This is a genomic window from Paenibacillus sp. JT22N15 (assembly GCF_059383755.1).
Map to the genome: position 1 here is coordinate 332,117 of NZ_JBXENV010000004.1, position 24,504 is coordinate 356,620.

16 protein-coding genes and 2 pseudogenes are annotated in these 24,504 nt (G+C 46.0%); 8 read left to right on the forward strand and 10 right to left on the reverse strand.

The genetic code is table 11. The annotated features are described in order from the left end of the window. Window positions 1-179: 179 nt before the first annotated feature. A complete protein-coding gene (locus AC50X8_RS10025) occupies window positions 180-755 on the forward strand; it encodes a chloramphenicol phosphotransferase CPT family protein (protein ID WP_056041045.1) in 576 nt (191 codons plus the stop codon). Between the two features lie 54 nt (window positions 756-809). Here the strand turns inward: AC50X8_RS10025 and AC50X8_RS10030 are convergent, their stop codons facing one another. Beyond that, window positions 810-1,931 (reverse strand): NADH-dependent flavin oxidoreductase, encoded by a 1,122-nt coding sequence (locus AC50X8_RS10030; RefSeq protein WP_056041464.1) that lies wholly within the window; start codon window positions 1,929-1,931, stop codon window positions 810-812. A 229-nt stretch (window positions 1,932-2,160) separates the two neighbouring features. Between AC50X8_RS10030 and AC50X8_RS10035 the strand changes: the two genes are divergently transcribed. Further along, the gene (locus AC50X8_RS10035) at window positions 2,161-2,592 is read left to right on the forward strand and encodes a MerR family transcriptional regulator (RefSeq protein ID WP_056041044.1); all 432 of its coding nucleotides are present in this window, start codon (window positions 2,161-2,163) and stop codon (window positions 2,590-2,592) included. A gap of 256 nt (window positions 2,593-2,848) precedes the next feature. Here the strand turns inward: AC50X8_RS10035 and AC50X8_RS10040 are convergent, their stop codons facing one another. Next, a complete protein-coding gene (locus tag AC50X8_RS10040) occupies window positions 2,849-3,208 on the reverse strand; it encodes a hypothetical protein (RefSeq protein ID WP_056041042.1) in 360 nt (119 codons plus the stop codon). Between the two features lie 661 nt (window positions 3,209-3,869). On the opposite strand from AC50X8_RS10040, the gene AC50X8_RS10045 reads away from it, so the two are divergent. Both AC50X8_RS10045 and metE read left to right on the forward strand, forming a co-directional pair. Further along, window positions 3,870-4,106, forward strand: coding sequence for an RNA chaperone Hfq (locus tag AC50X8_RS10045; RefSeq protein ID WP_494863366.1), 237 nt, complete (start codon window positions 3,870-3,872; stop codon window positions 4,104-4,106). Between the two features lie 806 nt (window positions 4,107-4,912). Continuing rightward, complete coding sequence (metE, locus tag AC50X8_RS10050) at window positions 4,913-7,183, forward strand: 5-methyltetrahydropteroyltriglutamate--homocysteine S-methyltransferase (RefSeq protein ID WP_494879600.1); 2,271 nt, start codon at window positions 4,913-4,915, stop codon at window positions 7,181-7,183. Window positions 7,184-7,203: 20 nt separating this feature from the next. Here the strand turns inward: metE and AC50X8_RS10055 are convergent, their stop codons facing one another. Beyond that, window positions 7,204-8,145, reverse strand: coding sequence for a LysR family transcriptional regulator (locus AC50X8_RS10055; RefSeq protein ID WP_056041035.1), 942 nt, complete (start codon window positions 8,143-8,145; stop codon window positions 7,204-7,206). A gap of 1,077 nt (window positions 8,146-9,222) precedes the next feature. Further along, window positions 9,223-14,058 carry a leucine-rich repeat protein gene (locus tag AC50X8_RS10060; RefSeq protein ID WP_494879603.1) on the reverse strand — a complete coding sequence of 1,612 codons (4,836 nt, stop codon included), beginning with the start codon at window positions 14,056-14,058 and terminating at the stop codon, window positions 9,223-9,225. 717 nt (window positions 14,059-14,775) lie between these two features. Between AC50X8_RS10060 and AC50X8_RS10065 the strand changes: the two are divergent. Continuing rightward, window positions 14,776-15,531 (forward strand): annotated as a pseudogene (locus AC50X8_RS10065) (IS5 family transposase). A gap of 137 nt (window positions 15,532-15,668) precedes the next feature. Here the strand turns inward: AC50X8_RS10065 and AC50X8_RS10070 are convergent. Next, complete coding sequence (locus AC50X8_RS10070; RefSeq protein ID WP_056041024.1) at window positions 15,669-16,286, reverse strand: TetR/AcrR family transcriptional regulator; 618 nt, start codon at window positions 16,284-16,286, stop codon at window positions 15,669-15,671. Between the two features lie 395 nt (window positions 16,287-16,681). Here AC50X8_RS10070 and AC50X8_RS10075 point away from each other — a divergent pair, with 395 nt between their 5' ends. Next, complete coding sequence (locus AC50X8_RS10075; RefSeq protein ID WP_494863377.1) at window positions 16,682-17,614, forward strand: alpha/beta hydrolase family protein; 933 nt, start codon at window positions 16,682-16,684, stop codon at window positions 17,612-17,614. Window positions 17,615-17,784: 170 nt separating this feature from the next. After that, window positions 17,785-18,882: pseudogene (locus AC50X8_RS10080) on the forward strand (DHA2 family efflux MFS transporter permease subunit). A 207-nt stretch (window positions 18,883-19,089) separates the two neighbouring features. Here AC50X8_RS10080 and AC50X8_RS10085 read toward each other — a convergent pair. From AC50X8_RS10085 to AC50X8_RS10095, 3 genes are all read right to left on the reverse strand, one after another. Further along, the gene (locus AC50X8_RS10085) at window positions 19,090-19,473 is read right to left on the reverse strand and encodes a helix-turn-helix domain-containing protein (protein ID WP_494879604.1); all 384 of its coding nucleotides are present in this window, start codon (window positions 19,471-19,473) and stop codon (window positions 19,090-19,092) included. 288 nt (window positions 19,474-19,761) lie between these two features. Further along, a complete protein-coding gene (locus AC50X8_RS10090; protein WP_056041016.1) occupies window positions 19,762-20,613 on the reverse strand; it encodes a TrmH family RNA methyltransferase in 852 nt (283 codons plus the stop codon). 9 nt (window positions 20,614-20,622) lie between these two features. Then, window positions 20,623-21,288, reverse strand: coding sequence for a potassium channel family protein (locus tag AC50X8_RS10095; protein ID WP_056041014.1), 666 nt, complete (start codon window positions 21,286-21,288; stop codon window positions 20,623-20,625). 141 nt (window positions 21,289-21,429) lie between these two features. Here AC50X8_RS10095 and sspI point away from each other — a divergent pair, with 141 nt between their 5' ends. Further along, on the forward strand, window positions 21,430-21,714 hold the full coding sequence (gene sspI, locus AC50X8_RS10100; protein WP_081419058.1) for a small acid-soluble spore protein SspI: 285 nt from the start codon (window positions 21,430-21,432) through the stop codon (window positions 21,712-21,714). 6 nt (window positions 21,715-21,720) lie between these two features. Here the strand turns inward: sspI and AC50X8_RS10105 are convergent, their stop codons facing one another. Together AC50X8_RS10105 and AC50X8_RS10110 are read right to left on the reverse strand one after the other, a co-directional pair. Then, on the reverse strand, window positions 21,721-22,980 hold the full coding sequence (locus tag AC50X8_RS10105; RefSeq protein ID WP_494879605.1) for an alpha-D-ribose 1-methylphosphonate 5-triphosphate diphosphatase: 1,260 nt from the start codon (window positions 22,978-22,980) through the stop codon (window positions 21,721-21,723). 248 nt (window positions 22,981-23,228) lie between these two features. Continuing rightward, on the reverse strand, window positions 23,229-24,332 hold the full coding sequence (locus AC50X8_RS10110; RefSeq protein WP_494879606.1) for a M24 family metallopeptidase: 1,104 nt from the start codon (window positions 24,330-24,332) through the stop codon (window positions 23,229-23,231). Between the last annotated feature and the right edge of the window lie 172 nt (window positions 24,333-24,504).

Consider the following 24,504-nt stretch of genomic DNA (forward strand, 5'->3'; position numbering starts at 1 on the left):
AAGGAGAAAGGTCTCTTTGGAGAAATACCAACTTTCAAATGGCGTATACGTTCTTTTATCAGTGATCGGAAATGGAATATAATGAGGTCGTAGCCTAAGCGATGGCGCGGGAGCAATGTGCTTTGTGAATATAACATTATCTGAAAAATACGCAAATCTTATATGTGAGGGTGATTCGTTTGAAGCAAGGAATCATTGTATTGATGAACGGAACTTCAAGTTCAGGAAAGACTAGTATTTCTATTGAACTGATGAATCAGAAAGAGATTCTTTTTCATCATTTATCAATAGATGATTTTATCAAGGATTTTTTTCGAAATAAATTTTCAGATATTGAACCTGCAAGAGAAGTAGATGAGCAAGTTATCGCACAAATCATGTTTGATCCCTTACTCTCAATGTACTATTCGACAATTAAATTGTTTTCAGAAATGGGCTTGAATGTAATAGTAGATACTGTAATCGACAATGACAAGCGGTTTAATGAGTCTCTTGATCTATTTTTCGACCAGCCTACGTTATTTATAGGTGTAATATGCTCGAAAGAAGAACTCATAAGAAGAGAGCAAGCAAGAGGAGATAGAAATATAGGACTAGCAGCTTCACAGTTCAGCAAAGTATATTGCATTAATGAATATGACCTCGAAGTAAATACAGAAGAAATGAATCCAATAGAATGTGCCGAAAAGATATTAAGTTTTATTAAGTCCAATAAGGAATACTCGGTATTTAAGAAATTAAGTAAAAGAAGCTAACGGATAGATTAGCTCAAGATAAATAAGAAAAGCAGCCCCTATGGGGCCACTTTTCTACTCAACGATATTAAACCATCCTGGCGCTGCTTGAATAACATTCCCAAGTTTTTCTGGAATATGAAGCTGGTCGAGTTTTGAAACGCTTAGTACGGAATCGACCTCAGCTTCACGTCCATTTTCAACCTTTTCAATCCAATCGGGGTTCATAATTAACGCATGCCCAATAGCGAATAACGGTAATCCTAATTCCATTGTTTTAAGAGCATCATCTGGTGAGATTATGGAACCGGCCGCCAACACAGGCACCTTACCGTTTACTCTTTCAAGAATCAATTCAAGCTTTGTTTTCTCATCTTGACTATCTATAGGCTTGGAAAACACATGATCTAATGAAGCATGTATATAATCTAAATTTTGTTCAACAAGGAAATCAATTAATTTATACGTGTCCTCCATACGTAATCCGTCCACTTTAGAGGATTCTTCAGGGGACAAACGATAGCCTAACATAAACGGTTTTGTAGCATGCTTTTCAATGACCTTTTTAATTTCTTCGATAATTGCCAATGGAAAACGCAATCGATTTTCAATGGTTCCTCCCCATTGGTCTGTCCTTTGATTGGTTGCAGGAGACCAGAAGTTTTGAATTAAAAATCCATGAGCCCCATGAATTTCGACGCCATCAAAGCCAGCTTCAATTGCTCTTCTCGTTGTATCGCCAAAAGCACGTATAGTCGACAGGATTTCCTCATGTGATAGCTCTCTTGTTTCTGCACTTGGGCCAAAAGGAGTAGCCTCCGGCTGATAGACACTCGCACTGACTGCATCCAATCCCGGCAAGGCTTTATCCCCTGCATGAAAAATCTGCAGCAAAGCAGGGGAACCTCCACTTTTGGCTGCATCCGCTAATTTTCGTAAACTTGGAATAAATTCATCGTTGTATCCAGCAAATTCATTCGTAAAACCTTGCCCATTAGGTGAAACATGAGTACAGCCAGTAATGACAAGCCCTACTCCATTTACTCTCTGTTTGTAATATTTCACCTCTTCATCTGAAATGGTAAGGTCGTCATTACTTGACCAAGTTGTCATAGGTGCCATAACGACTCTATTCTTGATTGTAATTCCGTTTCTGAACGTGAAGGATTCAAATAGCTTACTGTATTTTTGATTCATTTTAATAACCTCTCCATTCAATATTTTTCGACAGCGGCTTTGTCTAGTTGCTTTCCTACCTTTCTGGTCCATCGCCTCCTGTCATAAGTTCTGACTCAGTGTATTCTATTGACGTTAGGGCAAGTCAAGAATAAATTTTCATATGATTAAAACAAGATTTTTGGATTTTCAGAATTCTTTATGATATCTTTCTAGTTACAGTAACTGTAGCTAAAGGTGGGACAGATAAATGATGTATTCAATGAAATATGTAGTGGAGAAATTAAATATAACGGCAAAGACACTTAGATTTTATGAAGAGCAAGGAATACTGCCCAATGTATCTCGCAATGAGAACGGCCGCAGAGTTTATTCCGAACAACATCTAGATTGGGTTTCTTTTATTCGTTGTCTCAGAGAGACAGGAATGTCTCTTGCTAAGATAAAAGAATATAAGGATCTTTATGGAGCAGGAAATGCTACTTTCTTGGAAAGACAAGAAATGTTGGTGAAGCATAAATTGGAATTGCAGAAGAAAATGGAAGAAGACTTGAGGTGCTTGGAGGAAATAAACTATAAGATAGCCATGTATGAACTTCAGAAAGAAGAGGTTAGGAAAAATCCTAATCATAACTTTAAATGCCATGGTTTAGAGAATAAGGACGTGAACTCATATACTTAAGCTAACAGAGAACGTTAGCTGCACAACACAGCGGCATTCTATCGTGTAAAGTAGTCAATATAAAAAACAGTCCCGATTAAATATTGCTGCTCATCGGGACTGTTCAGGTTAGTTATTAAGTTGTCCTCGGGTCCCGCCGCCAATAGGCACAAAAAAAATCGTCGATAAAATTCTCCCCGACGCTCAACGCGGAGCTGCGCGTAGATTTGCGTGGTAGGGGGTTGTCATATAGAACATACTCAACAGCCAATGAACATTATGGTTTTAGCTTCGCAATAACAACGTAATAAGCAGATCTGGCTACGTTCGATGGATTCCATGCAGTGAAGAACCATGTGCTTTCTCCCGAGGAATAGTTATTGAGCAAATAACCTTGTTGTGTGCCAGTTAAAAACCAAGAACCACTAATAATGTTGTAGCTGTTTCCATTAACCGTATAGTTTCTAGAACTAAATGCAGGAATTGTCACTGGTGCAAAGGTAAACCGCGCAAAACCATCGCCAAGCTGCGTAATTCGAACGGCTTTTTTAATACTTACAACGAGACTTTTACGGCTTAAGATCTTCTTCCCCGACTTTAATGCTACCTTTTTGTTTCTCAAAGGTACTTTTCTCATAATCTATCATCTCCTTATTCAACATACTATAGATTATGAGATGAGAGATGATATGGAGTGGACGAAAGCATGATGTCAACTTGCTGAATTTTGATCCAATGGTCCGCCCAGCTTCAACATCCTGGAGATGTTCTGTACAGCAAAGCTAAGGTTATTGCTTCCTTGGCTCAAAGAAGCAAGAGAGATTTGTCAGTTAAACACGCTGAGTTACCCCTTTCACTGGCTTATCCAATACTGCTCCACCTTCTTTTGTTAGTGAGTATAAAGATAAAAACATACTTCAGTCCTAGTTGTACAAAAATAAGAATAAAATCGTTATTTCCCTACAACTCATGCTCGAACTATCCCCGTCGAATCCAAATACGGATTCGAGGTAAAATAAAGACTCCATTCACATATCGTTGCGTATATAGCCCAATGAATCATGAAACTTAAATCAATTGAGCTTACGATTTTGAACTATAATTTTGCCGTTAGTTCTTTAAAGCATAGCCCTGCATCAGCGGCAAAAAAATGTTTCAATCCTTAACAAAATTCTAAAAAAATAAAATACTTGATTTTCACCCTCTACTCATGCTGGTACTTGACAGGAGTGTGCTATATTAAAACAATCAACGTTCAAAAGTAATGAATTCTATATAAAGAGAGAGAGGAATTATTTATGAATAAAGCGTCTGTGCATACTGAATGCAGTCAAGATTGGCATCTTGATCACTTTGTGAAAAATGAGCTCGAATGCATGATCATCACAAAGAATGGCGTACATCTTAAAGGGGAAATTCAATTATTTGATAATTATGTTGTTTTAATTCGTGCATACAACGGGGTCCAGAGTGTGGTCTACAAACACGCAATATCTACAATCATGGCACAGCAACCAAATAAACAGGATGAATAAAGAATAACAGGAATTTGATCTTATTATTCAAATAACCAAGCTGCCGATTATAAATTATCATTTGATTGTAAACGCGAAAAACCCTGATAGATCAATGTTCTTGATCCTATCCGGGCATATTGTGAGTTATAACATCTTTTGAAACAAAAACAGCCCGTTTAAGGCTGTTTTTATATCATAAACTTGAGACAGTTTATATCGTTCGTTGAGATTAACCACTTAATTTTATATGAATTTCTGAGACAATACTTATTCTCTCTAAAAGACAGATTGAAAATCTTATTTCTAATTATTTTTTCTTTCTATTATTTATTTTGAAGATTGTCTTTCCAAGCTTATTCATGTATCTCTTTGTATTAGCATCATTAAATGAGATTTAATCATCATATCTTGTTTCATAGTCAAATAGTTTTAACCTGATGTTTTCAAATAGGATTACCTTTTCAATCTGTCGTCTTCTTTCCTTTTCGAGTTTTACTTGCACATCTCAATATTTCATAAAAACAGTATCCATTAAGGAATGCTGTTTTGGCCTCATATTCTTCCGCTCGTGCGCAAGTCGATCTTGTGCACGAGCGGGACTTTCAACTGCCGCGCGATCACATCGCCGCCTCCGCCGAACACCTTATGGCCGATATAGTTTGTTTATTGGACTTTTTTTACTTTTTAATCAATATATTGATTTAACAAACTTTTCGTTTTAGCCATAGTCAAAAACTATGCCAAGGCATAGTTTTTTTGTGTTTCCCGATAGCAGCTTCCGCGCTCTATACTAAAGCCAACATTTACTCAAGGAGCTGTTACAATTGAAAACATCCATTATCGGTTATCCACGTGTCGGCGCGCTCAGAGAGCTTAAATTCGCATCCGAAAAATACTTCAAAGGCGTACTTCCCGTCGAAGAACTGCAACAAACGGCGGCTCAGCTTAGATCGGCAAACTGGAAGCTTCAGCAGGAGAACGGCGTCGATTTCATTCCGTCCAACGATTTTTCCTTCTACGACGGACTGCTCGACACGGCTTGCTTGCTTGGGATCGTTCCGCAAAGATACCAAGAACTCGGCCTAAGCCCGCTGGAGACGTATTTCGCAATGGCGAGAGGCTATCAAGGCGAAAAAGGCGACGTTAAAGCGCTGGCAATGAAAAAATGGTTCAACACGAACTATCACTATATGGTTCCCGAAATCGATAACACGACCAGCATCCGTTTAGCCGGATCGAAGCTGTTCGACGAATTTACGGAAGCAAAACAGCTCGACATCGCAACCAAGCCTGTGCTAATCGGAGCATTCACCCTGCTCAAGCTCGCGAGATTCACCGGCTCGAAGAAAGCGAAGGATTTCGTGCCTGCGATTATCGAAGCTTATACGGCTGTCCTTAACCAATTGAACACTCTTGGCGCAGCATGGCTTCAACTGGATGAACCTGCACTGGTATCGGATTTGACTGCGGAAGATATCGCGCTGTTCACAGAGCTTTATAACGGTATCCTGTCCGCTAAAGGTAGCGTAAAAGTTGTCGCGCAAACGTATTTTGGAGACATTCGCGACTGCTATCAGGATCTTCAAGCGCTGCCGTTTGACGGGATCGGGATCGACTTCGTCGAGGGCAAGCAGTCTTTGGACCTCGTGCGCAAGCATGGCTTCGCAAATGACAAGGTGCTGTTCGCCGGCGTAATCAACGGCAAAAACATCTGGAAAAACCAATATAAGCAGACAATTGCCCTCGTTCACGAGATCGGCAAGCATGCAAGCCAAGTCGTGCTCGGCACTTCATGCTCGCTGCTTCATGTCCCATACACGATTAAGCACGAAACGAAGCTGACGGCGGCGAATAAGCAATATTTCGCGTTCGCGGAAGAAAAGCTGCGCGAGCTTGCAGAACTCAAGTCGATCCTGGAGCAAGCGAGCCATGAAGCATCCGCTTTTTATACGGAGAATGAGGAGCTGTTCCGTGCATCGCGCCTCACGAACGACAACTCGGTACAAAAGAGAGTGGCGGAATTGACGGACGCTGACTTCACGAGACTTCCTGCTTTCGCCGAGCGGGAAACGATTCAGAAAGCGAAATTCAATCTACCGCCGTTACCTACGACGACGATTGGTTCGTTCCCTCAGACGGCTGACGTCCGCGCGAACCGCGCAGCCTTCAAGAAAGGCAACATCACCGAGCAACAGTATAAGCAATTCAACTTTGACCGAATCGCAGAATGCATCGTGCAGCAGGAAGAAATCGGAATCGATGTCATTGTTCATGGCGAATACGAGCGAAACGACATGGTCGAATACTTTGGCGAATGCTTGGATGGCTTTATCTTCACTGAGAACGCTTGGGTGCAGTCTTACGGAACACGCTGCGTAAAACCCCCGGTTGTATGGGGCGACATTAGCCGCAGCAAGCCGATTACTGTAGAATACTCGGCGTTCGCTAAGAGCCGTACCAACAAGCTGGTCAAAGGCATGCTGACGGGTCCGGTAACGATCCTGAATTGGTCGTTCCCTCGCGAAGATATCAGCCTGAAGGAAAGCGCTCTTCAGATCGGTCTTGCGATTCGTGACGAAGTACTCGATCTCGAAGCCAACGACATCGAAATTATCCAGATCGACGAAGCCGCATTAAGAGAGAAGCTTCCGTTACGTCATTCCGACTGGCAGAGCGAGTACTTGAGCTGGGCGATTCCTGCCTTCAGACTCGTGCATAGCGGCGTCAAAGCCGAAACGCAAATTCATACTCATATGTGCTACAGCCAGTTCAACGATATCATTCGCGATATCGATGCTATGGACGCCGACGTCATTACGTTCGAAGCGTCGCGCTCAGACTTGGCCATCATCGACGCAATCAAAGAGTGCGGCTTCCGTACGGAAGTCGGCCCAGGCGTATACGACATCCATTCGCCTCGGATCCCAAGCGTCGAAGAGCTTAAACAAGGACTCGATCGCATGCTTGACAAGATAGAGGTCTCCAAGCTATGGGTTAACCCGGACTGCGGACTTAAAACTCGCGGTGTCACTGAAACGTGGGCCAGCTTGAAGAACCTTGTCCAAGCAGCCAAAGAAGTAAGAGCAACATTGTAATAACATACAAGAGGATGGGCTCAAGCGAGCTCATCCTCTTGTTTAATGATCGGATAGCCGAAATCCGTAATGACCGTTTTGAGCTTCAGAACGTAGGCGGCGGCCAGCTGGCTCAAACTCGCCTTCTGATTCACGATATAACCTACCTGTATGCTCTCGTCCGTACGAAGCCTTACGGATTTGATTTGCTCCCCGTTAAGATCCTTATTCAGTACGCCCGAGCTAATGGTATAGCCATTGAGTCCGATCAGCAGGTTGAATAGCGTGGCGCGGTCGCTGACCAGTATTTTCTTCTTGTACGTTCGGGTGCTGAGTATTTCTTCCGCGAAGTAAAAGGAATTATATTCGCCTTGCTCAAAGGCCAAACACGGGAAGTCATCCAAATCTTCGATGTCCAGCAGCTCCTTGGAGGCAAGTGGATGCTCCTCACTAATGAATACGTGCGCTTCCGCTTGGAACAGCGGATGAAATCGCAGCTCGTTGTCCTTTAATATCTTCTGAATCACCTTTCGGTTGAAGTCGCTCATATAGATGATTCCGAGCTCACTTCTCATATTCCGTACGTCTTCGATAATCTCGTGAGTGCGTGTTTCGCGTAACGTGCACTCGTACTCGTCCACATTAAGCTCCTTCAGCAGTCCGACGAAAGCCTGCACAGAGAAGGCGTAATGCTGTGTTGAGATCGAGAACAGCTTCTTCGAAGGCTTACGATTCATGTACCGCTGCTCGAGAAGCTCGGCTTGCTCCACGACTTGCCTAGCGTAGGATAAAAACTCCGCTCCGTCACTTGATAGTACGATTCCCTTGGACGATCGAAGGAAAATCTCAATACCGGCTTCCATCTCAATTTCTTTCACCGCGTTGGACAAGCTCGGCTGCGAAATAAACAGCCTCTTTGCCGCTTCGCTTATGGAACCGCTTCTAACGATGGTCAAAATATATTTTAATTGCTGCAAGGTCATTGGAATACTCCTTTAATCCAAAATTTAGCAAACTATCTCTGATACAGCAGAAAATTTTGATATTTACTCCCCACTAGATCGAGTACTTTTCATAACTTCCTTACATCGTAAACTGCCTATAAGAATAGAATATAGCATGATACCAATAAATTATACTTGGATATAGATTTAAGCTATAACCATGAAGGTCATGCCCCTTTTGTGAGTTGTAACTCACTTTGGCACTAAACTACTAGCTTTAAACGGCATTCTGTAACCTTCATTTGACACAAAATTTAATCATTTTTGGCACAAAGCGTTATTCTCTGTAATTAATTTCGGCACAATATTGGTGAAAAAAGCTTACACCTCCTAAATTATAAGTTTTTTTGTTGGCTGTCAGAAGCAAATTCTCTTGTAATTGTCTTATTTAAAGACCAATCGAGTACGTACTGTTCAGATAAAGAAAGTGAATGTGTTTCCTCTATGTGTGTTAAATACTGTTTTTTTCATCATGTGGTAAAATCCCACATGCCATAAGCATGGCTCTGCGACTCCAAGGATCTAACGTAGAGAATTGCTCCTTTATCTCTCTCCTCATGCCCCGCTGTTCTACCAAATGCTTTGAACTTTTTCGTAAAGCTGCCTACCGTGATACTCGATAAGACAGAGCAGATTGTCTCCGTTAAATACTTCAAAATCGAAAGGTACGGGTTTCTTGTAGAGGCAATCATCATATCTGTACTGACGAATGAAACTGAGCTGATGTTGAGGTGAGTCTCATTTAGAGCATGATTCAATCGCAATATAAAAACTTGGTAAGCCACCGTTATTTATGGAATGCATCATACAATCTTGATAAAACTTTGCACCATAATCTCCTCGCGCTTTTCAGTTTGAGCTATCTCTACTGCACTCGACTTATCATACTATTAATTGGAACTAAACTCCCGCTTGTTTGGAACGGATCAAGTTCTGGTCATCGCAAAATAACAAGAACTTGCTCCGAAACTACAACAGCCCGAAGATTTCGTGGATTTCATTTAGACCATTTTCTTGAGTATCTCGATTAATTGTGGATTGATTACTTTGCTTGATTTAATCGATAAAATGCACATATTGCAGGAACCTTTTCAGTATAACCGCTGCCTGCGCCCTCGTTACATACTCCCTTGGGGCAAAGCGTCCGTCTACCATCCCTTTCATAATGCCGTCTTCCGATGCTCGGACTACCGCAGCTTGCGCCCATGAAGAAATGGAGTCTCGGTCCGTGAAAGCATCCAGATGGCCTCCCTCTTGCCCTTCGCTACCGGTTCCATGGCTGGTGAAGGTTAAGGCGCCAGCAATCACTACGGCCATTTGCTCGCGGGTAATTGGGTCGTTAGGCGCAAAACGGCCGGCACCGATGCCGCTAATCAGCCCGCTATCCACCGCCGCATTTACTGCAGATGCATACCATGCGGATGCAAGGACATCCGCAAAACGATCACCGCCCTCGCTCTCCTTCACGGATAGCCCTAGCGCACGAACGAGCAAGGCTGAGAATTCCGCTCGTGTAATGGTTCCCTCTGAGTCAAAACGGTCGGCTGCCACACCGTTCACCAGCAGCTTGGACGCCAGATGCTCCACATCCGCTTTCGCCCAGTGTCCGGTTAAATCGGCGAACGTTCGGGCTTGCACATTTACGACTGTGTACAAGCTGTTATGTGGCACGTTCAGAATCGCTTCGTTAGTGCCGTCTGGACCGGTTCCCATCTTTGCCGGAACAAAAACGACGGTTCCGTTTTCCGGGATATACTGAACGGCAACCAGGTTACGGTTTGTGATCTCTCGGTCCAACTTAATGGTCCGGATCGAGTACGATCCGCCATAGTCGCTCACCTCCAACATTTGCCCGTTTGCTTCGACCATCACCTTGTAGTCAATGACGTCGGCGAAAACAGAAAAACCTTGGGAAACGCCGATCCGATCGATCTCTTGTCGAATATGCTCGCCAGCCAGCACCTGTATGATGTTTACGGTCAAATTCGATATTTCCGCGTCAAGACGCTCCGACAAGCCGATCAGATCGATCGCGCTTAACCGCAATTGGTAGCTAGAATCCTTCAACCTCACCTCAATAATTGTATTAGGATTAGCTTTGACCATATCCGCGATCCAGTCACCCTGAAACTGTGCCTGTACCGCTTGCTCCCGATTGCCGATTGTAATGCTGACAAACGGTTCCATCGCATCTTTCAGGAGTTCCAGCACTTGCTCCCTCGTCCGTTCGGGGAGGATGACTTGCTCGATCACCGTGCCGTCCGAACGCTTGACTTGTTTGATGTCGGATAGATCGACAAGAATTGTAATCCCGCCATTCGGATCTAACTTCACAGTCGTCCCCGATGTGACCGGTCGATTGCCGTTATCCGACGAAGACGGGGTGGATATCCCAGTAACAGTGATGGTTTTCACTACTTCATTGCCTGCTTCGTCTAGGGCATAAACGGTATAGTCGCCGTTGGCAGTAGTGGTGAATTGAGGTATGGCCAAAATATCGGTTCCTTTCGTTCCGCCGGCAAAATCAACCCCACTAAGACTTCCAGGCAGCCAACGGAGCTGTGTCAGCTCATTTCCCGCAGCTCCGCCGTACACGCTTGCCATCACACTGATCGCTTTACGTTCCGATCCGTTCGGCGCAACCGTCAGGGCAACTTCGGGCGGTATCGCCACGATACGTATTCCGTTCGCGTCCGGTGCTACGTAAGTTAGCGAAGCCGGGCGTCCGCTGGAGGTGCGAACGATGCTTGCACCGTTCGGGAGCTCCAATGATGCAGCAACTTTAATTCCGTCAACATCCGCGAGCCCAGCAGGAACTTCGAATTCGAAAGTAAGTTTTGTCACTGCCTCGCCGCGCACTCCCATATATGGGGCATATACCGTCTGAGTGGCGGAATTGTCTCCAACTATGATCGGAACGACCGGTGTCCCTATCACGGTTACTTCATATCCGTAAAATACCGTAAAGCGAAGCGTGTCGCTCGTTCCGTACAAATCATTGGCCGATGCGGTTAGCACCATCCCCACCCAAGCGGCTTCAAATACCGCCATAGCATCGTTCAAACTGACAATAGCTTCATCCAAACGAGTCTGAGATTGATTTTCCGCATCGTCGGCAATAGCCTGCGCTGCATCTATCGCGGTCTGCAGGGCAGCGCGGTCTCCTGCTGTAGTCTGCCCTACATCCGTACCTTCTGGATGATCCGTCAACGCCTGCTGCGCCGCCGTGATCGCCGCCCCCAGCGCCGTTGGAGCACCCGCTTGTATAACAGCGGTTTTAAAGACTTGAACCGCTGAATTTAACTGGTTAACAGCAGTATCCAGTTGATCCTGCGTGTAATTGCCCGCGTTATCGAGAATCTGCTGCGCCGCATCCATCGCAGTTTCGAGCGCGGTGCGAGTTCCTGCCGAAGTCTGCCCTACATCCGTACCTTGCGGATGATCCGTCAACGCCTGCTGCGCCGCCGTGATCGCCACGCCAAGCGCCGTCGGAATGCCCGTTTGAAGAACGGCGGCATTAAAGTTTTGAACCGCTGAATTTAACTGGTTAACTGCCGTATCCAGTTGATCCTGCGTGTAATTGCCCGCGTTATCAAGTATCTGCTGCGCCGCATTGGCTGCGGACTGCAATGCGGTGCGCGCCCCCGCTGACGCCTGCCCCACGTTCTCCCCTTGCGGATGATCCGTCAACGCCTGCTGCGCAACCGTGATCGCCACGCCCAGCGCCGTCGGAATGCCCGTTTGAAGAACGGCGGCATTAAAGACTTGAACCGCTGAATTTAACTGGTTAACTGCCGTATCCAGTTGATCCTGCGTGTAATTGCCTCCGTTATCAAGTATCTGCTGCGCCGCATTGGCTGCGGACTGCAGTGCGGTGCGCGTTCCCGCTGACACCTGCCCCACGTTCTCCCCTTGCGGATGATCCGTCAACGCCTGCTGCGCCGCCGCGATCGCCGCGTCCAGCGCCGTTGGAACACCCGCTTGTATAACAGCAGCATTAAAGACTTGAACCGCTGAATTTAATTGGTTAACAGCAGTATCCAGTTGATCCTGCGTGTAATTGCCTGCGTTATCGAGAATCTGCTGCGCCGCATCCATCGCAGTTTCGAGCGCGGTGCGAGTTCCTGCCGAAGTCTGCCCTACATCCGTACCTTGCGGATGATCCGTCAACGCCTGCTGCGCCGCTGTGATCGCCGCCCCCAGCGCCGTTGGAATGCCCGCTTGTATAACAGCGGCATTAAAGACTTGAACCGCTGAATTTAACTGGTTAACTGCCGTATCCAGTTGATCCTGCGTGTAATTGCCCGCGTTATCAAGTATCTGCTGCGCCGCATAGGACGCGGTCTGCAGTGCGGTGCGCGCCCCCGCTGACGCCTGCCCCACGTTCTCCCCTTGCGGATGATCCGTCAACGCCTGCTGCGCAACCGTGATCGCCACGCCAAGCGCCGTCTGAATGCCCGTTTGAAGAACGGCGGCATTAAAGACTTGAACCGCTGAATTTAACTGGTTAATAGCAGTATCCAGTTGATCCTGCGTGTAATTGCCTGCGTTATCGAGAATCTGCTGCGCCGCATTGGTTGCGGACTGCAGTGCGGTGCGCGTTCCCGCTGACACCTGCCCCACGTTCTCCCCTTGCGGATGATCCGTCAACGCCTGCTGCGCCGCCGTGATCGCCGCCCCCAGCGCCGTTGGAAAACCCGCTTGTATGACAGCAGCATTAAAGACTTGAACCGCTGAATTTAATTGGTTAACAGCAGTATCCAGTTGATCCTGCGTGTAATTGCCCGCGTTATTGAGAATCTGCTGTGCCGCATTGGTTGCGGACTGCAGTGCGGTGCGCGCCCCCACTGACGCCTGCCCCACGTTCTCCCCTTGCGGATGATCCGTCAACGCCTGCTGTGCCGCCGCGATCGCCGCTGCCAACGCCGCGGGATTGCCGGCCTGGACAATTTGCGCATTGAATGCCGCGATTGAAGAGGCCAGAGGAGTTGCGGCGTTAGCCAGGTCGGAGGCGATGGAGGCATTACCGATTCCGTCGATAAAAAGCATGGCTGCGTCATAGTCTGCCGATAAGTCGTTGTAGGCATTGGTCGAAACTTGTCCTACGCTGGTGCCTACCAGGTAACTTTTCAACAACGACTTGGCGCTAGAGACCGCTTGAAATAACGCCGTTCCGTCCACAAACGTATGTCCGTTGCTCGACGCATAAACGGCTACGGGAGAATTCGCAATTCCGAATATTTTCAGATTGCCCGGATTACCCGCAAATACACCTGTCCCAAAAGTTGTTGCATTGCCTAACACAGTTATGCTTGTTAAGTTGTTATTATAGAATGAACTACTGGCGACATTCGTTACGCTGGCCGGGATGACAAGTTTCGTAATGTGATTGGTGTCGAAAGCCCCGCCATTAATCGTCTTCAAATTTTCCGATAATTTAATCGATGTCAAATTATTCATATAAAAAGAATAGTTGCCGATCGTCGTCACACTATCTGGAAAAACGACTGTTGTAAGCGGATTGTTCTCGAATGCGCTGGCGCCGATCGTTAACAAACTGTCTGGAAGGTCTATGGAAGTGAGGCCAGTATAACGGAATCCATACGTTTGAATTACCTTCACGTTGTTCGGAATCACGACGCTCGTAATTTTAGGTTTGCCTGTACCGTATGTATCAAATGCTGATCTCCCAATTTCGGTTACCGTCGTACCCGCGTACTCAGCGGGAATAACCACATTCAGATCCGTACCCCTGTAGTCCGTGACCGTTGCGCCATTGGAACCGATTGTAAAAGTAAAATCGTTCTCAGCTGCATAAACAGGTAGAATCTGCGAGAATGAAGTCCCGAACGTAAATAATGCAATTAATAGACATAAGACTGATTTTTTCATGGTTTTTCTCCTTTACTATAACTTGAAGTGAGATGACGAAGAGTAGAAATTTGTCGGATGAGCGGGATAGGGATAGGTTTCTGCAACTGGATGGCAACTACATTTGATTATAAAGAAGGCTAATAAAAGAATAATGAAAAAATCAGCCAATTTCGCGCAGTATCAATACTTACGAGTTTTTGACGTTTTTGTAAAGTCGGTTTTGAAAAATGCCGTAATATCTAAAAGTGATATTGGAGGGTCTCTTGGGGTATTTTTGGCGAACGAACGAGAGGAAATCGGAGTCTGGATGGTCAGGCAAATTAGTGTCTCAACGAGGCGATGTGAAGCATACGGCAATCGGTTGCATGCTGTCGTCGATCCAGCCAACGCCAAATGACAAGAACTTGAGCGTATAACTAAAAAAGATCGTGATTTACGGACATTATTTAGAAAATATTCTTATCATCTGACAATGAGTCATGTGACTAGGTCAGGAATCTTTTTCTTTCCTCATGGAGGTAGAACAAGGAGCAAGATCACCGTGGATCTTGCTCCTTGTTTGTTGTGTTTTTGTCCGTTGAAAATAATATTATGTTGGTTATAAAAATATCCCGATGTACCAAGGCTTTAAGTCACATCGGGACTGACTAAGTTGTGACAAATTTACGTTCCTAGGACGTGTCTGAAAACTAAAGAACTTTGTGTTATGATTTGAGAAAAACGATTGGAGCATTAATCATGATACAAAGGCGGTATGAACTTAGCGATGAACAATGGGAACAAATTAAGGATATGTTCCCTCCCTATCAAACAGGACGTCCGTCAAAATTAAGCAATCGCATCATGTTTAATGCCATTCTTTGGATCGCTCGTAGCGGTGCTGCTTGGCGTGATTTGCCAGAAGAACGTTACGGTTCATGGAAAACAGTCTATAGTCGTTTCTGTAAATGGAGAGATACGATTACTTGTTGCTATCTTCCAAGCGCTTCAAGTAGAAGCGGATTTTGAAAACTTGAGCATTGATTCTACATCAGTTAAAGCCCATCAACACAGTGCCGGTGCTAAAAAAACGCAGAAGGACACGAAGTAAATCAGCACATTGGCATCATTCGTGGTGGAAAGACAACCAAACTTCATACTTTAGTCGATGGCTTAGGAAATCCCCTCGCTTTTCTTCTGACGGGTGGTCAAGTCTATGATTCCACTCCAGCGATAGATTTACTCCAAGAATTTAATATTACGGGAAGCCACATTCTTGGCGACAAAGCGTATGGCTCTGAAGCGATTCGGAATTGGATTACGGCCAGACAGGCATCCTATATCATTCCGCCTAAATCAAATAGTCGAAATCCATGGAAAGTGGATTGGTATTTGTACAAAGAACGACACTTAGTGGAGTGCTTTTTCAATAAAATCAAACATTTTCGCAATCTGACGCGGAAATGGTCAGGATCTAGCGTCGTAAGTTCGTTATGCTTGCGTAACTCTTAATCGAACTCTTTGTCCCCATGCTCGTCCGTACTCCCGTATCCCTTCATAGAGCGCATTAGCAAACCTTTACCGGTCAGGGGCCGTAAAGGTTCACTAATCAATTCATCGCAAACACAATCAAAAATCTTGTCGAGGTGTTAAAGGTTCGCACGGAAACGCAACCCATCGATGAGAAGAGAAACAATATTTTTTACATGCTCTATATCACCATTGTTGTTTACTGACGTACAAAGGCTCGCAACCGCCCACAACAATTCGTCTGGCGTAATTTCAGTACGTACTTCATTAGCAGTTGTTGCTCTTTCAATCAAAATCTTCAGAGCAGGGCTTAATTCCTCTACAAAACAGATAGGTAAAGTTTCGTATGCTGGATCGTTAGAATGTAGAGCTGCCGCGAGTCCACGTTTAGTCGCTATGAACTCCAAATAGCGCAACATCCATCGTTCCAGTGCCTCAACAGGTTTATATTTATCGGCTAAGTCTATCGCAGCATCTGCGCAAGCATCAATCTCCTGACGAAAAACAGCTTCAATTAAATCAGAGCGTTGTGGAAAATGACGGTAAACAGTTCCTACTCCAACGCCAGCCTTTTCCGCAATCTCTCGAACAGGAGCGTCTACCCCTGAAGTTGCAAACACTGTCATTGCTGTTTGGAGCAAAGCATTAATGTTGCGCTGTGCGTCGGCACGCACGTATCGAGTTGTTTGCTGTCGAGGCTCTAATCCATCACTTCGATCTTCCGTTTTATCGTTCATTTAAGTAATATCCCCCATTAGTAAGTTCTATATCCCAATAAATATAATATAACACTAAATTGACTGCACTGAATATTCTGATGTGCAACAGTCATGACCATTACTTCAAATAGTTTAAGAAATATTAATATATTCGAATTTGATAGTGATGAAGACCCACAAAGTGCCTTTCTCCACTTTTTTAATATTGTCGCATATTCAAAAACATCATGGGTAATAGAAACTCAATAATTAGTAACTATTTTTCATCAGAAGAGAATTTTCATAAACCTCTTGTAAACGGAACAATATTCCGTATATAATAGGAACGCAGTTCCGTTTATGCCCGACTATAGCAGAACAAAGGCGGATTCGCAAATATTAAAGATTAGAAGAGAAGGGAAGGAATATTTATTATGAAAATCAATATGAACGCACCCTCTACCATCGCCTCTGTGAAGTCGATAGTGCTAGAATCCCTAGGTCGTGGCGAGGATTTGTTAGTAAAAGTATCAGCGCCAACGACCGGTCGAGACTTACCTATCATTGTTTTCTCACATGGTTCTGGCTCATCGTTGGATGGTTACGGCCCCTTGGTTGACTTCTGGGCTGCACACGGCTTCGCGGTCATACAACCCACCCATCTCGACTCGAGGACAGCGGGTCTCCCTAAGGACGATCCCCGCATACCTGGGATCTGGCGTTCCCGAGTCGAAGACATGAAGCTGATTCTCGATCAGCTTGATCTTCTAGAATCTGCTGTTCCCGGTCTGAGCGGTCGCCTTGACCGAAGCCGCATCGCCACAGCCGGACACTCCTTCGGCGGCCAAACGGCGGGCAATCTTTTGGGTCTGCGAGTTCTCAACCCGAAGACCAAGAAGGAAGAGGACCTATCCGACTCGCGCATCAAAGCGGGTGTGCTGTTCGCCACCGCTGGGCAAGGTGGGGACAACCTGACACCGTTTGCGGCCGAGAAAATGCCGCACCTGAACGTGAGCTTCGAGCACATGACCACTCCTTCCCTTGTGATCATCGGGGACCAAGACTACATCCCGCAAAAGTATCAGCTGACCGTCCGCGGCCCGGAATGGATGGCAGACCCTTACTTCTTAAGCCCGGGAGCCGAGAGCCTGCTCACCCTCTTCGGTGCAGAACACTCACTTGGCGGAATCTCAGGTTACGAGGTTAAGGAAACAACGGATGAAAACCCAGAACAAGTCGCTTTGATCCAGCGGGTCACATGGGCTTATCTTCGTCATGCGCTCGATATTGAACATGACAGCTGGTCGGCAGTTAAAAAGTCCTTGTCAGAAGATAACAATCCAGTCGGTCGAATTGAATCCAAGTAAGTTCTAATAAGCCCTAGACTCGCTCCTTTACCAGCCTCTCACTGGCAAAGGAGCATAACTACTGTACGTCTATAATGTAAAGGATAATATACAGCAAGGGTGGCATGACATATATGGTAAATAAACGATCTGTCCAGCAAATCAATCGAATAGGCATCGTGGCAGTTCTCATGCTGGGAACGTTTATTGCAACTCTCAATCAAACGTTAATGACTACAGCGCTGCCACATCTCATGCAAAGTTTTCATATTACACAGAATACGGCGCAATGGCTAACCACGGCATTCATGTTAGTAAGTGGTATTATGATTCCGATAACAGCTTTTTTAATACAAAGATTCTCGACGCGATCATTATTTTTTACAGCTATGGGTCTCTTTGGGTTAGGTACTTTAATCTGTGCGACTGCTCCAGATTTCTCGTTCTTGTTGACTGGACGAATTGTCTAAGCTTTAGGCGCGGGTATTATCATGCCACTTCTATTTGTTATATTTCCAAAAGAACAACGGGGAACGGCTATGGGAATTTTCGGCCTCGTTATTGCATTTTCACCGGCAATTGGTCCATCCCTGTCCGGTTGGATTATTGACCATTATCAATGGAACGTGCTATTTGAAATCCTTTTACCGATTGTTCTATTCGTTTTGATTGCTGCTTATTTCATATTAAGGAATGTAACCGAAAGCACTTCTCCAAAGTTTGATATGTTGTCTATCATTTTATCTTCACTTGGCTTCGGTGGCTTGCTATACGGGTTTAGCATTGCGGGAACGGCTGGTTGGGGCAGTTACTCATTTATACTAACAATAATTGGTGCTTTGATCGTTCTAGTTTGGTTTATTATTCTACAATTAATATTAGAACGACCCATACTCGAGTTTAGAATATTCCAATACAAAGTATTTTCTTTGGCTATGACCCTTGTCGCTATTATTTTTATTGTTTTTATCGGTGGCATGACCATGCTACCTATCTACACACAAAAAATGCTGGGGTATTCCGCTTTGGAATCTGGATTGATGTTGATGCACGGCGGGATTGTCATGGGAATCCTGTCACCAGTCGCAGGAAGAATATATGACAGAGTTGGTCCTAAATGGCTTTCCATCTGCGGGCTAGGTATCGGAAATAAGTGCCCAGGTACTCCTGTTTATACGGTCAGCTCCATCGGCAAACACAATTTTAAGCCCTTTATAGTCGAATTCATTACCCAAAGTCTGGAATGTCTAATTTATTTATTTGATAGTGAACTCCCTCGTTCAGCATAGTTAGGCAATATTTAAACCTGCTCTTAAGACTATATTAACTTCATTATGCTTTAAATATAAGAAAAATAATTTTTTCCTAGTATATCCTCTAATGGAATACTTGACTGTGTTGTTGACGATTGATAAAAATTAATTTATGAACAGTAGTGCTTATATTTTCCTCTGAAGAAGTTAACAGCTGTCTTAAAACCGAGTCTACAAGGCAGATTAAAATTGCAATTTGTTATATTTATTAAGATCATTCACCTCTCTGCTCTTCATTAGTTTAAAATCGATGAAATCTAATATACTTCTTTGATCAATTATATTGAGCTTTCTATACATAGATAAAAGACTTCCTTCCTGTGCAGTAAGTGAAAATATGTTGTTCATCTCCTGTCGTTCATACGACTGTGAAGTTCCTTCAACTAACAACCAGTTCAAGTCAAAATCATATTTGGTTCTGATAGCAATTAAAGTATCGGCAGATGGTTTACTGATGCCTTTTTCTATCTCACTTAAATTACCCTGTGAGATTCCGAGGGCTGCTGAAAACTCAACTTGGCTTTGATTAAGTAATTTACGATAAGCTCTAATTTTTTCTCCGATCATAACAAGCTCACCCTTTCTTTACTGTTCCCCTAAACAATCGTGCAAAAACTAAATAAGCACCCGGATTGTCTCAATCTATAGTAAAAAAAATCATAGGGTCTAAAAAGGATATTTATTATCAATTATTTTCAAAATCCACAAAATCATTCACTAACAAAATGGCAGAAAACCCTTACGTATCAAGGACTTTTCTGCCACAAAGTTGTCTCACTATGATGTTATAAGAAGTCTCAAACTATCATATAATTAGTCTCAAAATATGTTATAACTCACAAATGACCTAGAAACTTAAGCATACCGTCTCTGCCTCATCGCCTCATGCAGCAGCACGGTTGCCGCCATCGCCACATTCAGCGATTCCGCCCGTCCGTGCATCGGAATAATGACCGTCTCATCGGCTGCCTCAAGCGAGCTTGCAGACAGCCCTTCCGACTCATTGCCGAGCAGCAGCCAAGTCGGTGCAGTCCAATCATACGAATAGCAAGTATGCGACGCTTCGAGGCTCGTCCCAACCAGCGCAAAGCCGCGATCCTGCGCCGCAGGCAGCAGCTCCGTCAAGTCCGCCTCTATAATCGGCAAATGAAATAGCGAGCCCATCGTGGAGCGCACCGTTTTCGGATTGTACAGATCAGCGCAGCCTTTGCCCAGCACGACGCCATTGGCTCCCACCGCATCCGCGCTGCGAATAATCGTCCCGACATTGCCAGGGTCCCTTACCCCATCCAGTACAACGACCAATCCGTTAGCTGAAAATAAAGCATCATCCGCTGCTTCCAGCTTGCGCACGACAGCAAAAACCGGCGGCGGCGTATCCGTCCCCGAGCATTTTGCCATAACCGGCCGCGCCGCCTGAATCCATTCGACGCTGGCACCTATTCCCGCACTCTCCGCAGCACTGCCCGCATATCCGCTTCCGCGGCCACCCTGCTCCGCCATCTTCCGCAGCTCCTCCGGCAAGCCGCGCTCCGCATCGTACATGACTGCTTCGATTGCCGCTCCAGCGGCGAAAGCTTCCTGCACCAAATGAACGCCTTCAATGATGAACTTGCCGAGGCGGTCGCGGTATTTTTTGTCCAGCAGGGAAGCCCACTGCTTGACACGGTCATTTTGAATCGAGGTTAAAAGGCTATGATTGTTCATATTTATTAGTCAACCTTCCGAATAGGCAATTTCTAAATTGGATAAGTCTGAATTTTTCCCTACAATAACTAAAATATCGATATCGCGAATGAGATCATCCGCATATGGCGCAATGTTCATATTTGAACCCGTCTTGATCGCCATAACGTTGCATTTGAACTTGGCGCGAATGTCGAGCTGCTTTAAGCTTTTGCCAATCATCGCTTCAGGCGCTTTAATTTCAATGATGCTGTAATCCTCGGAAATTTCAATGTAATCCAAAATGTTAGGCGAGATCAAATGATGCGCCACGCGCAGCCCCATATCCCGCTCTGGATATACAACCTTGTCTGCGCCGATTTTGCTAAGCACTTTGCCGTGCAGCTCATTTTGCGCCTTGACGATAATGACGCCAACACCCATATCCTTCAAGATGAGGGTTGTCAAAATACTCGACTGAATATCCTGCCCGATCGCCACGACCACGACATCAAAATTGCGAAGGCCCAGCGCCCGCATCGCTTCCTCGTCGGTGGAGTCGGCAATGACGGCATGCGTCACATGATTGACCGCGTCCTGTACGCGATCCTCGCTCGTATCAATCGCCAGCACCTCAAAGCCCATTTCGGTGAGCGATGATGCGACGCTAAGACCGAAGCGGCCTATGCCAATGACGGCGTATTGTTTTTTCGGCAAAACGCAACTCTCCCTTCCTTTATGTACGAAAATCTGCTATCGACCATTATAACACACGCACCCGTGCAGAATGAAAAAGTGCAGCTGCGGACATATTAATCAAGCACGCCAATTTGCAGGTTTTAAGGGACCTCGCTTACCATGCGCAGGACGACTGCGGTTGCGCGTAATAACGACGACTTGGAGGGAATCCGGTTGGATAATCTGGATTTGCGTCAAGCCATTATAAGGCGGGTACACGATAAGCCGCTCAATGAATTAACCGAAGTGATCGAAAGCTCGATTGGCAATGACGAGCGTGCGCTTCCCGGACTCGGCGTTTTGTTCGAAATGATTTGGAAGCAAATCGACGAGCAGGAACAAGCCCGTCTGGTAACAGCGCTGCATACGCAGCTAGCACGATTCGCCCAGCCCGCCACGAATTAAAATGCTTTAACGGGTCAACGCGGTATACACCGTTTTGCCGCCAACGATTGTCCGTTTGACCCATGGATGGCCTTCATAACGATCAACAATAACAAGGTCTGCCGCTTTGCCCCGTTCCAGCGAGCCAACTTCACTTGCTATACCCAGCGCTTCAGCTGGAGCGAGCGTAGCTGTGCGAACTGCTGCGGGCAAAGCGGCTATTCCTTCATCCGCCAGCTTAAAAATCGCATGCAGCAGCGCCGACGGATGATAATCTGAGCAAATGATGTCTGCCGCACCCACCCCAATCGCCTCAGCCGCCGATAGGTTTTTATCATGCGAGCCGCCGCGCACAATATTAGGCGCCCCTACACATACATGCAAGCCCTGCTGCACCGCATATAGAGCCGTTTCCAGCGTAATCGGAAATTCTGAAATACTGATGCCACAGCCCTTCAATTGATCGACTCGCTCGCTTGAATCATCATCATGCGAAGCGACCGATATGCCCCGCTGCACGGCCAGCTTCCCAAGCTCCTCTAATCCGGCCCAATCAATTTGGCGCCTATTTTCCATCAGCTCTGCTACGATGGCATTTACTTCATCGATGCTGACCGATTGATTTTTCATCACATAACGTTCGAACGAGCCTGGCTGCCTGTACTGCCCTTGGCCCGGCGAATGATCCATGAAGGACAAATAATCAATGGCACCTTCATCCACATAGCGCTTCACGATAGGCAAACCCGGCAAATACGAAATCTCGTATCTCAAATGAATTAGATTGCGCACGACAGAGCGCCGCTCGCGGTAGCTGCGAATGAGCTCCACCATCTGCGTCAGCAAATGCTCGCCCCTCAGACTAAGCCCAACGCCAAGCGATAACGAATGGTACATCGTCGTTATGCCATGCAGCGGAAGCTTGCGTTCAAATTCCAGCAGGGACATGCTTAGCGGGAACAGCGTATTTGGTCTGGGCTGCACCTCTTTTTCAATCGCATCACAGTGTATATCAATGAGTCCGGGCAGCACATAACAGCTATCCTCTTCAATGATTTCAAGCGCTGCGTAGCCGCTATTTCCTACACCTCGTCCATCATGTTCATGCTCACCAACATTTTCAGCAAAGTCGCCTTGCTGCGCTAGCCAGCTCTGTACCTGCTCTGCGCCAAGCAGCACTTCCTCTATGATGCCGTCCCTAACGATAACTGCCCCTTCCGCTACTGCATCCGGCAGCACGAGCTTCCCTTTAACCATCACAACCGATTGCCGCATCTCTGTCTTCATCTTGCACGCTCCCCTTTATAATTTTGCCAAAAATATAAAGTGATTATGTAGAAGCTACTAAGCTGTCAGACAAGCTTTATTAAAGCTTAACATACCATTTTTGCGTTCAATAACAAAGGGGTTGTCCCGTCCATATGCAAGATCAATTGCAAGATCAATCACCAGGTGAAAAATAACAAAAAACCTCCTGCCATTCAACATGGCAGGAGGTTCGTATAAATCGGTTCATACTCCGGCTGTATCGCAGATTACAAATGCTGAAGCTCCTTCGGAAAGCTCGTCAGCACCTGCGGCTTGCCATCATCAACGATATAAATATCGTCTTCGATGCGGACGCCGCCAACCCCCGGCACATAAACGCCCGGCTCTACGGTGAACAGCAGCCCCGTTTCAATCAGCGATTCATTGCTCCCGTGAACGGAAGGCAGCTCATGAATATCAATGCCGAAGCCATGCCCCACGCGGTGGGTGAAATATTCGCCATAGCCTCGTGAGGTAATGGCTTCGCGGGCAGCGCGATCGACTGCGGCAAGTGTCCTGCCAGCTTCTGCTGCCGCAATCCCTTGACGGTTCGCCGCCAGCACCGCATCATAAATACGCGCCTGCTCGGCTGTACCTTCACCGATCACAAAGGTGCGCGTAATGTCCGAGCAATAACCGCCCTTGTACACGCCCATATCAATGAGCAGAAAATCATTTTCCTTCAGCCGATATTCGCCCGACCGGCCATGCGGCAATGCGGAGCGAGCGCCGCCCAGCACACTCGTCTCAAATGCAGGCTTATCGCCGCCCAGCACCCGAAGCCGATATTCTATCTCGGCGTTCAGCTCAAGCTCCGATACGCCAACAGCCGCCTTGGCTGCCGCTTCCTGCAGCACCTTCTCCGCAATTACGACTGCGGCGCGCACAAGCTCGATTTCCTCCGGCGACTTGCGAAGGCGCAACCGCATCAGCAGCGGCTCCACATCCCGGAATGCGGCCTTAGGAAAAACTCCTGCCAGCTGTTCATAGGTTGCCACATTCAAGTGCCGCTTTTCTATGCCGATTGCAGCCGCACTATTATCCGCCTCTTTGCCCAGCAGCTCGTAGGCATTGTCCGTATCCGATATCGCGACCAGCTTCGATACCATCGCCGCCTCGCTCGCACTCTCCTGATCCAAAGCCGGGACAAACAGCGTATACGTCGACTCCTTCGGGTTAATGAGCAGTCCCATAAAACGCTCATGCGGGTCGCTATGAAAGCCCGTCAAATAAAAAATACTGCCCGGCGACGTAACGAGCGCAGCCTCGATTCCAGCAGCCGAAAGCTCGGCGATCAAGCTTGATTTTCTAAGCTCATAGGGGTTATACACGTTTCACTCTCCTCCTCCATCTAATGCACCAATTGCTAAATCCAATAGCTCTATCATACCTCAAATGAGCCTGAAACTGGAAGCGGACGATGCAAGACAAACGAGAGCCTTTTGTGAAAAATAGCGCGTTAACACCGGATAGCACCTCCCCCTTGCTAATCCAACGACCTGC

What these genes read in the sequence shown, in the direction of transcription:
- AC50X8_RS10060 (WP_494879603.1), bottom strand. Translation starts at nt 14,058, where the DNA reads ATGAAAAAATCAGTCTTATGTCTATTAATTGCATTATTTACGTTCGGG.
- AC50X8_RS10085 (WP_494879604.1), bottom strand. Translation starts at nt 19,473, where the DNA reads ATGATCGGAGAAAAAATTAGAGCTTATCGTAAATTACTTAATCAAAGC.
- AC50X8_RS10075 (WP_494863377.1), top strand. Translation starts at nt 16,682, where the DNA reads ATGAAAATCAATATGAACGCACCCTCTACCATCGCCTCTGTGAAGTCG.
- AC50X8_RS10035 (WP_056041044.1), top strand. Translation starts at nt 2,161, where the DNA reads ATGATGTATTCAATGAAATATGTAGTGGAGAAATTAAATATAACGGCA.
- AC50X8_RS10070 (WP_056041024.1), bottom strand. Translation starts at nt 16,286, where the DNA reads ATGAACGATAAAACGGAAGATCGAAGTGATGGATTAGAGCCTCGACAG.
- AC50X8_RS10040 (WP_056041042.1), bottom strand. Translation starts at nt 3,208, where the DNA reads ATGAGAAAAGTACCTTTGAGAAACAAAAAGGTAGCATTAAAGTCGGGG.
- AC50X8_RS10090 (WP_056041016.1), bottom strand. Translation starts at nt 20,613, where the DNA reads ATGAACAATCATAGCCTTTTAACCTCGATTCAAAATGACCGTGTCAAG.
- sspI (WP_081419058.1), top strand. Translation starts at nt 21,430, where the DNA reads ATGCGCAGGACGACTGCGGTTGCGCGTAATAACGACGACTTGGAGGGA.
- AC50X8_RS10055 (WP_056041035.1), bottom strand. Translation starts at nt 8,145, where the DNA reads ATGACCTTGCAGCAATTAAAATATATTTTGACCATCGTTAGAAGCGGT.
- AC50X8_RS10045 (WP_494863366.1), top strand. Translation starts at nt 3,870, where the DNA reads ATGAATAAAGCGTCTGTGCATACTGAATGCAGTCAAGATTGGCATCTT.
- AC50X8_RS10105 (WP_494879605.1), bottom strand. Translation starts at nt 22,980, where the DNA reads ATGAAGACAGAGATGCGGCAATCGGTTGTGATGGTTAAAGGGAAGCTC.
- AC50X8_RS10030 (WP_056041464.1), bottom strand. Translation starts at nt 1,931, where the DNA reads ATGAATCAAAAATACAGTAAGCTATTTGAATCCTTCACGTTCAGAAAC.